The organism is Vannielia sp. (genome assembly GCF_029212645.1).
Classification (GTDB): domain Bacteria; phylum Pseudomonadota; class Alphaproteobacteria; order Rhodobacterales; family Rhodobacteraceae; genus Vannielia.
The window spans coordinates 56920-64957 of the sequence record NZ_JARGND010000017.1; the positions used below are offsets into that span (position 1 = coordinate 56920).

At 62.3% G+C, this 8038-nt stretch carries 6 protein-coding genes; 1 reads left to right on the forward strand and 5 read right to left on the reverse strand.

The window, feature by feature from the left end:
* Positions 1-66: 66 nt before the first annotated feature.
* The gene (locus P1U55_RS07660; protein WP_301046947.1) at positions 67-1437 is read right to left on the reverse strand and encodes an aminotransferase class III-fold pyridoxal phosphate-dependent enzyme; all 1371 of its coding nucleotides are present in this window, start codon (positions 1435-1437) and stop codon (positions 67-69) included.
* Between the two features lie 216 nt (positions 1438-1653).
* Between P1U55_RS07660 and P1U55_RS07665 the strand changes: the two genes are divergently transcribed.
* Complete coding sequence (locus tag P1U55_RS07665; RefSeq protein ID WP_301046948.1) at positions 1654-2889, forward strand: GAF domain-containing sensor histidine kinase; 1236 nt, start codon at positions 1654-1656, stop codon at positions 2887-2889.
* A gap of 7 nt (positions 2890-2896) precedes the next feature.
* Here P1U55_RS07665 and P1U55_RS07670 read toward each other — a convergent pair whose 3' ends face one another.
* From P1U55_RS07670 to P1U55_RS07685, 4 genes are all read right to left on the reverse strand, one after another.
* Positions 2897-3586 (reverse strand): CbiX/SirB N-terminal domain-containing protein, encoded by a 690-nt coding sequence (locus tag P1U55_RS07670; protein WP_301046949.1) that lies wholly within the window; start codon positions 3584-3586, stop codon positions 2897-2899.
* A 102-nt stretch (positions 3587-3688) separates the two neighbouring features.
* Positions 3689-3991 carry an alkylphosphonate utilization protein gene (locus tag P1U55_RS07675; protein ID WP_301046950.1) on the reverse strand — a complete coding sequence of 101 codons (303 nt, stop codon included), beginning with the start codon at positions 3989-3991 and terminating at the stop codon, positions 3689-3691.
* A 9-nt stretch (positions 3992-4000) separates the two neighbouring features.
* Entirely contained in the window at positions 4001-5329 is a 1329-nt protein-coding gene (locus tag P1U55_RS07680; protein WP_301046951.1) for a DEAD/DEAH box helicase, read from the reverse strand.
* A 568-nt stretch (positions 5330-5897) separates the two neighbouring features.
* On the reverse strand, positions 5898-8038 hold a 2141-nt coding region (locus P1U55_RS07685), incomplete at its 5' end, for an Ig-like domain-containing protein (RefSeq protein WP_301046952.1).

Consider the following 8038-nt stretch of genomic DNA (forward strand, 5'->3'; position numbering starts at 1 on the left):
TTTGGACGGGGCCTTACGGCACCGCCCTTCATTGTTTCGGGTCGGGTATTGGATCGTGGGCCGTTTTTAGCCCAGAACCTGCCGCACCGCTTCACCAGTTTTGAGGGCCACTTCTTCGGCCTCTGCGGCTGTCAGGCAAAGCGGCGGGGCGAAGCCAAGGATATCGCCCTGCGGCATGGCACGGCCAATCACGCCGCGCTCCAGCAGCGCCGAAACCACCTTGTAGGAGACACCCTCGGAGGCTTCAAAATGGCTGCGGCTGTCACGGTCGCGCACAAGCTCGATCGCGCCCAGCATCCCCTCGCCCCGGATTTCGCCCACGTTCGCGTGCTCGCCAAGCGCATCCACCAGCGCGGCGCGGAAATGTGCGCCAACGGTTCCGGCGTTCTCGACCAGCCCCAACTCATCCACCAGCTTGAGATTGGCCACCCCGGCTGCCGCGCCAATCGGGTGGGCCGAATAGGTCCAGCCATGGCCGATGGCGCCGTTCTCATCGGTGCCTTGCTCCAGCACCTTCCACATCTTGTCTCCCACGATGGAGCCGGAAAGCGGCGCATAGGCCGAGGTGAGACCCTTGGCGATGGTGATGAGATCAGGTTTGAGGCCGTAGTGGGTGGACCCCATCATCGAGCCCAGGCGGCCAAAGCCGGTGACGACCTCATCAGCGATGAGCAGGATGTCATGCTTGGCGAGCACCGCCTGAATGGCGTCCCAATAGCCTTCGGGCGGCGGCACGATCCCGCCTGTGCCAAGCACCGGCTCCCCGATGAAGGCGGCGATGGTATCAGGGCCCTCGCGCTCGATCAGCGCCTCCAGCTCTGCCACGCAATGGGCGGTGAAGGCGGCTTCGCTCTCGATTCCCTGGGGGCGGCGGTAGTAATAAGGGGCTTCGGTATGGAGCACCTGCGCCAGCGGCAGATCAAACTTCTTGTGATACAGCTCAAGGCCCGTGAGCGAACCTGTCATCAGCCCAGAGCCATGGTAGCCGCGCCAGCGCGAGATGATCTTTTTCTTCTCGGGGCGGCCAAGGATGTTGTTGTAATACCATACCAATTTGACGTTGGTCTCGTTTGCGTCAGAGCCGCCAAGCCCGAAATAGACCTTACTCATGCCCTCTGGCGCACGCTCCAGCACCATCTGCGCCAGCGTGATCGAGGCCTCGGTGCCGTGGCCCACATAGGCGTGGTAATAGGCCAGCTCACGGGCCTGCGCGGCAATCGCCTCGGCGATCTCGGGGCGGCCGTAGCCGACGTTCACACAGTATAGCCCAGCGAAGGCATCCAGCAGGCGGTTTCCGTCACGGTCCTCGATATGGCAGCCCTGCCCGCCTGTGACGATCCGGTTGGGCACCTCACCGCGGGCGAACTGCGCCAGGTGGGTCGATGGGTGAAAAAAGTTCTCGCGGTCCCACTGATCGAGCTGGTCATTGCGCAGCATGGCTTGGCCTCCTGAAAATGGTCGATGTATGAGGCGTACAGGGGCCGGGCTGGAGATAAAAGGGGGCTGACCGGGAGAATTTCAGCCCGCCTGCCGGGGATGTTTGTGCGGCAAGGCCCCTCCCCCCGGCATCGCGCCTGCCCGGATTGCACTTTCGCTTGAACCAAGCCCGGCTTAAAGCCAAACTTCCAACGCGAGCAACGAGGGAATATCGGGATGGATCAACAGGGTAGCGGCCAACAGCTTCAGGATCACGCGGCCTATCTGGCTGGCACTCATGATTTTCAGGGCGACATTGAGCGGCTCACGGGCAGCGATCTGGTTGGCACCATCCTTGAAACGGTGATCCTTGCAACGGGAATGCGCTTTTCCGGCGTGGCGCGGGTGACGGCTGATCGCTGGGTCGCCTGCCGCACGGTGGATGAGGTGGACTTTGGCCTGAACTCGGGCGACGAGATCGAGATCGGCTCGACCTTCTGCCAAACCGTCCGCGACACCTCGGAAATGGTGATCTTTGGCGATGTGGACACTGACCCAGACTATAAGCACCACCCGATTGCCGTGGCGTTTGGCATTGTCAGCTATGTTTCGGTGCCGATCTTCCGAGGCGATGGCAGCTTTTTCGGCACCCTTTGCGCCATTGATACCGTCCCCAAGGAGGTGAAAACCCCGCGCCTGCTGGGAATGTTCAAAATGTTCGCAGACCTGATCGGGCGCACGCTTGAAACCGAAGAGCGGCTGGAAGCGCAGGAACTGCTCACCGAGCACGATCGCCGGTTGGCGCAGATACAGGAGGAGTTTGTCGCGATCCTTGGCCATGATCTGCGCAACCCGGTGGCGGCGCTGCAATCGGGGGTGCGGCTGCTTGGCAAGGAACCGCTTTCGGAACGGGGCAACCTGTTGTTGTCGCTGATGCGCGCCTCGCTGCACAGGATGCACGAATTGGTCGACAATATGATGCTGCACGCCAAATCCCGGCTGGGCGGCGGCATCACCATTTCCCCGCAACCAAACGCCCCCCTGGGCGACGCGCTGGCCCATGTGGTGGAAGAGATCCGCATGGCCGCGCCTGAGCGGCAGATCGAGCTTGATCTTGATCTGGGCACGGCGCTGGCCTGTGATCCGGCGCGGGTGGCACAGGCGGTTTCAAACCTTGTGTCCAACGCGGTTGAACATGGCGCCCCCGAAAGCCCGATCACCGTTACCGCGCGGCCCGTGGGAGAGGAAATAACCATCGCGGTGGCCAATAGCGGCGAAGCGATCCCCGAAGAGAGCCGCCGCGCCCTGTTTCAGCCGTTCCGGCGGGGCAGCGACCAGGACAACTCCGGCCTTGGCCTTGGGCTGCATATTGCCGCCGCCATTGCGCGCGCCCATGGCGGCGGGCTTGGGGTGGACTGCGACAGTGGGATCACCACCTTCACCCTCACCCTCCCGGCCACCCCGCCCGCTTGAAGCGGCGCTAACGCGCCAGCAGGTGACGGGCGATCAGCGCCGGTGTTTCCGGCCAGTCGATGAACGGCGGCAGGACCGGCCCGCAAAAGCCCGCATTGGCGAGCGCTTCGGGCACGTCTTGCTCGATATGGCCAGAGGACAGCGCGAAAAAAGGCAGGCAAACCGCCCGGCCCATGCCTTTGGCGACCTCGGCCAGATAGGGGGGTTCTTCGATCAACCCAACATTTGCCGAGGCAAAGCCAACTGCATTTTTCAGCGCCTCGGCAAAGGCATAGGCGCTGTCTTTCGAGCGTTTGGACACTGCGCTGCCGTGGGCCGCGATGAGCAACTGGGTTTCAGACGCCGCCCAGCCCTGCGCTGCAACCACCTCTGCCAGCCGCGTCGCCGCCACGCCAATCAGCGCAGGCTCCACCCCAAAAGGCGCGGCCTGGGTGAGGCTCAGAGCGGCGGATTTCGGGGCCAGCACCCGGCGGGTGAAATAGCCTTCGGCCATGAAATAGGGGTAGATCAGCGGGCGGCCCAGCTGTGCCACCGCGCGATCAAAGGCGCCCTCGGCGGCCAGCGTGGCGGCGCCAACGCGCCAGCCCGGGGCCAGCGCCTGCACCTTGGCGGCAAGGGCCGCCAGCGCCGCCTCCTGGCCCGCCGGGTCAGAGGGGCTGCCATGCGCCACAAGCAGCGCGGAGTTGTCAGAGGTCATCACGTACCTTTCGCTTGCCGCCCAAGATAGGCGGCCAGCGCGGGCTGGCAATGGTGCAAATGTGCGGTGCGCGGTCGATGGGGCCGCGCACCAAAGCCACGCTTAGCGCTTGCGCACGAACTCGGTGCGCAACACGAGGCCCTTGATGCTGTCATGGCGACAGTCGATCTCATCCGGGTTGTCGGTGAGACGGATGGATTTGATCACCGTGCCCTGCTTCAGGGTCTGGCCTGCGCCCTTGACCTTGAGGTCACGGATCAACGTCACCTGATCGCCATCGACCAGCTTGTTGCCGGCGAAATCAAACACCGCCTTCGCCGCCTCGGCCTCTGCTGCCATTTCGGAGGCCGGGCGCCATTCGCCCGAGGCCTCGTCATAAACCCAGTCGTCGCTCTCGCCGCTCATCGCCCCGCCTTATGCTGCGGGCCGACGGGTGCGCCGACGCTTGCCAGCGCCCGGCTTGCCTCCGCCGCCGCCATTCCCACCAATGGCTTTGCCCTGCGGTTTGCCCTGTGGCTTGCGCCCGCCACCGGGGCCACCACGGCCACCGCCCCCTCCACCGCCGCCACGACGGCGCGAAGCGGCGCGCGGCGGGCGATCTCCATTGCCGTTAAGCGGGCTGTCGCCGCTGGCAACCGGGATCTCGATCTTCATCAACTTCTGGATCTGGTACAGCAGATCGGCCTCTTCGTTCGAGCAAAAGGCAATCGCCTCGCCCTCGCGCCCGGCCCGCGCGGTGCGGCCAATGCGGTGAACGTAGTTATCAGGCACCTCGGGAAGCTCATAGTTGATCACATAGGAAACGCCCGGAATATCAATGCCACGCGCCGCCACATCGGTGGCGACCAGCACGTTGATCTGCCCATCGCGGAAGCCCTTGATGGCGCGGTCACGCTGACCCTGGCTCTTGTTGCCGTGGATCGAGGCCGCGTTGAAACCATCGGCCACAAGGCCCTTCATCAGCTTCTCGGCACCGTGCTTGGTGCGGGCGAAAACCAGTGTCAGCGCATCCCGGTCTGCGGCGAGAATTTCGCGCAGTTTCGTGGGCTTATGCGGCTTTTCAAGGAAGTGGACCGATTGGGTGATTTTATCGGCGGCCTTGCCGGGAGGCGACACCTGCACCCGGCGCGGGTTGGTGAGGTAAGCGCGTGAAAGCTCCTCCATCTGCTTGGGCATGGTGGCCGAAAACAGCATGGTCTGGCGCGGCGACGCCAGCTTGGGCGCAATCTTGCGCAGCGCGTGGATGAAGCCCATGTCGAGCATCTGATCCGCCTCGTCGAGCACCAGATGGCGCGCCGACGACAGCGAAACCGCGCCCCGGTCCATCAGGTCCATCAAGCGGCCCGGTGTGGCCACGAGAATATCGGTCCCGCGCGACAGCACCGAGATTTGCCGTCCGATGGACTGGCCGCCCACAACGCAGGCAATCTTGATGCGGGTGTCGGCGGTGAGCATCCGCAGGCTCTCGGCGATCTGGTTCACCAGCTCGCGGGTTGGCGCGAGGATCAGCGCCTTGGTGGTCTTGGGCGCAGGTTTGCCCGGCTCGGCGAGCAGATGCTCGACCAGCGGCAGGCCAAACGCAAGGGTTTTGCCAGTGCCGGTTTGGGCAAGGCCCATCACATCGTGGCCTTCCAGCGCAAGTGGGATCGCCTGGTTCTGGATCGGAGTGGGCTGCTTAAGCCCGGCACGGGAAAGCGCGGAGGTCAGTTCCGGCGCAAGGCCGAGCATTTCGAAATCGAACAAATTTATATCCTTTGTCACCGCAACCATCATGGCGCGGCATGGACCCCGGCGCAGGGCGCACGGGGTATAGCGGGGCTGCGAGGCCTCAAGACAGGCAGGCGTTTCCCGCCTGTCCGACCATCGCCAAGAACCCTGCGTGATGGGGAACCTGAAAGGTTGACACTGATGCGCCCGTCAAAGGGGCGCGGCTTGCTCACGCGGCAGCGCAGCGTCTGAAGGGCAAATGGGGTATCGCGGCGGATAAGTCAAGCGTTGTAACCTGCGGGGCTCGCGCAAATTGTTTCTAACCCGCCGCCTGAGATCAGCGCATGAGATGGTTTCGCACCTCTTTCCATGCATACGCGAAGGATTGCCAGCTGCGCGCCCTGCCCCGCCGGTACTTTCTGTCGCGGGTCAATCGACGCTCGGGGCAACATTTGCTCGACATCCGCTTCGCAAAAACCATGGGGTTCAGAAGCATAGCAACACGGCTCAACATGCTTGCCGAACCGGTGCAGCACCTTTGATCGCATCGAGATGAGTGTCCACAGAGCTTAAAACGACAGCCCCAAAGACCCCGTTTCCCAGATCAGAACTGCATCTTGTAGCCCAGACTCAGCCCATAGCTTTCATAATCGCTTACGCCGATGCCGTCATAGTAGGTTGCCGCCGTGAAGTTGTAGCCAGCTGAACTCTGGTGGTTGATGCCCAGCTCAACCCGAGCCCGGCCACCCTCGTAATCGGGGCTGATCGTGGAGGCGAACCCGCTGCCACCGATATGTGACCAGATGCCCGAGACCCCCCCCCAGAGTTCCAGATCGCCCGTGATGGCTGGCATCATGGTGCTGAAATCCATACCCACCTCGATCTGCCCGAGCCAGATTCCCTGTTCGGGAATGGCATTGCCCAGACTATCGATATAACTGTTCTGGTCGTCGGTGGTGTAAGACGCGTCAAGGAAGGGCGTCAGGGTCGTTGTGCCATTGGAAAGCTCTCCAGCGACCTTCAATTGAGCCAGCATACGCGTGGTTTCGAAACTATCTTCATAGGTTCCGAAAGGGGAAATCTTGTTACTGGTTTCGCCATAAAGCAAGCGACCCTCGAAATAGAGCGGTTGGGTAGCGCTTTGGGCCACGAAGTAGGGGCCGACCATCCAGCCCGAGCCACTCACCGCCGAATTGCCAGTGTCTTCGCTCAGGTGATCGAATTGAAGCATTGCGCCAACCAACAGGTTTTCATGTATGGCTTGGTGGCCGCCCAGGGCGCCGAACACGTACTCACTTTCGCTGTCACCGTCGGTCGTCCACGACCCTTTGATCTGAGCCCAGACCGGGTAGTTCGTACCGGTGGCAATGTCGAAACTGCCGGCCCCTCGCGTTGCAGAGAAGTTGAATTTCCCCCGAGAGTCGCCTGACAGGAAGGGTATCAAGCTGGGCTGGTTGCCGATCAGCTGGTTGGCGCGGGTCTGCATGTAAGACGCAATCAATTCCTGTGTCTGCTCTACAGTGAAGTCGGCAATAACGACCTGATTGGACGCCCGATTGCCATTTCCAGCCGCATCGGCGGCAACATCGGCAGGAACAGACACCTGAACATTCCCGGCTCCTGATGCGCGCAACGTTGCAACATAGGTTGCGCCGCTGCCGCTCAAACCGGTCACCGTGGCATTGGTTGCGTTGACGTCGGCGGCAATAAAGCCCGTGACGGCCTCAGAGAAAGTGACAGTGAGGGTGAGCGAACTGCTGCCCGCAAGAGCCTCGGGCGCACCGGAAATGCTGACCGTTGGAGCGGACGCGTCAACAACTGCGCTAACCGTGTTTGAGGCACGGTTGCTGTTGCCGGCGGCGTCGGTGAACGTGCCTGCGGCAACAGCCAGGGAAACGGTGCCATCGGCGGTTGGCGTCAGTGTCGCGGTATAGCTGCTTCCCGAGCCGGTCAGGGTTGCCGTTGCATTGTTGAGCGTCAGATCGGTAACGTCAAAGCCAGGGCTGTCCTCAGACAGGGTGATCGTGGCGGTATAGGTCCCGTTGGTCGGCCCGCTCAACGCAGCAATAGAGATCGTCGGTGCAGTATCATCACCTTCAAAGTTGATCTGCGTGGGTGCGGAAACATTCCCCAATGGGTCGGTTGCGACCAGTGTGATCACCCCCGATTGCTGCGGCGTATCGGAGGTAATGGTGAACGTTCCAGTACCATCGTCTGCCGTCGCGTTTTGGGTGCTGCCATCGGGGAGAGTTATGGTTACGGTGCTGCCCGGTTCCGCAGTAGCAACAAGGTCAACGTAGCCGTCTGGACTGTCGACCACTGTTACAACGACCGGCGCCTGCGGAGGTGTCGTATCCGTCACGGTCACCACAAATGTTTGTGGCGTCGCGTCGTTCCCCGCGCTGTCCTGAGCGTCAACGACGACGGTCGTGGCACCGACAGGAAAATCATAAGGGCTGGTGATAACGGTGCTGTCGACCGAGAAGACCGGAAGAATGGTCTCACCCGAATTGTCGGTGATCGTGGCGGTCAGCACGACTGAGGCCGTGTTGACCCCTGCATCGGTGTCCACCGCAATATCCGCAACACTCGCAATGACCGGAGGCTCTGTATCCGCCGGCGGGGTGATGGTGATGGTGACGCTGTCGGCGACCGAAGCTGCGCTGTCGTCATCGGTGACCACCAGCTCGAAGATATGGGTGACGGGGCCGTCATTGGAGGTCAGCGAGCTGTCGGTAAAGGTCG

What these genes read in the sequence shown, in the direction of transcription:
- P1U55_RS07660 (WP_301046947.1), bottom strand. Translation starts at nt 1,437, where the DNA reads ATGCTGCGCAATGACCAGCTCGATCAGTGGGACCGCGAGAACTTTTTT.
- P1U55_RS07665 (WP_301046948.1), top strand. Translation starts at nt 1,654, where the DNA reads ATGGATCAACAGGGTAGCGGCCAACAGCTTCAGGATCACGCGGCCTAT.
- P1U55_RS07670 (WP_301046949.1), bottom strand. Translation starts at nt 3,586, where the DNA reads ATGACCTCTGACAACTCCGCGCTGCTTGTGGCGCATGGCAGCCCCTCT.
- P1U55_RS07675 (WP_301046950.1), bottom strand. Translation starts at nt 3,991, where the DNA reads ATGAGCGGCGAGAGCGACGACTGGGTTTATGACGAGGCCTCGGGCGAA.